We start from the raw sequence: 958 nt of genomic DNA, 5'->3' as shown, positions 1-958 counted from the left end.
AAGAACGCCAATGGAAACTCTGATAGATGGCAAAGAGATCTGGAAGGAAAAATTTGTAGCCTGAATTTGACCTGACAGACACCCTCTGAAAAATCGGTGACTGTCAGATCAGGTCTGAACTACTACAATTGGTTGCCCGTTCTGGTTTTTGCTCATATAGCTGGTTGCTCTATCTGATGAATATTGCAGCTTATTGTCTGAGTAAGTCAGACAACGGTCTTTCCCCTTACCCCTAAGGGAGGCTCCCGGGGTATCCTCCCAGTTGATGTAGGGGTATATAAACTCGGTTGGCAGCAGCCTGGTTTTTTGGTGATTGTCAGGGTCTTCATCCAGCCATACCTGTATATGGCGACCAAACCAGTGGGGACCGAAAAGAGAATCAGGAAGCCCCTTTATTTCTTGCATGGCTTGTAACATCATTGATAGCATCGGGTGATGCCGGGTTGCTGCAAAAAAACCATTGCTCAGGTAAATTGATTCTCCTGGAAAGTATGTCTCCATATAGTTTTTATTGAATCCATGATGATCTTCATGCGCTATGACCAGACTGTGAGAATTCTTTGCTATCATGGCAAGAGGCTTGAGTAACTCAAACTTCATGTCAAAATAAAATCCGCCATGATCATGAATGATTCGGTATCGGATGATGTCGCTGATAAACGCCTTTAGATTTACTTGATGATGATGCTCATGCTGCCTGATCTTTTTGATGATGGATAGCTCATATCTGAGCATCTTGGTAATTGGGAATGTTTTTATTGTTCCTCCTTTTGGGGTGCTGGATTGACGAATGATTTTTCCATAAGGGGAGTCAAGGTCTGTGGGGTGTATTGTAGTAGTTCAGACCTGATCTGACAGTCACCGATTTTTCAGAGGGTGTCTGTCAGGTCAAATTCAGGCTACAAATTTTTCCTTCCAGATCTCTTTGCCATCTATCAGAGTTTCCATTGGCGTTCTT

General features: G+C 43.2%; 1 protein-coding gene. It reads right to left on the bottom strand.

The window, feature by feature from the left end:
* Positions 1–108: 108 nt before the first annotated feature.
* Positions 109–735 (bottom strand): glycosyltransferase, encoded by a 627-nt coding sequence (locus tag ACNRUY_RS26655; protein WP_488114690.1) that lies wholly within the window; start codon positions 733–735, stop codon positions 109–111.
* Between the last annotated feature and the right edge of the window lie 223 nt (positions 736–958).

The organism is Endozoicomonas sp. Z74 (genome assembly GCF_057680865.1).
This window is presented reverse-complemented; position numbering and strand designations above follow the sequence as displayed.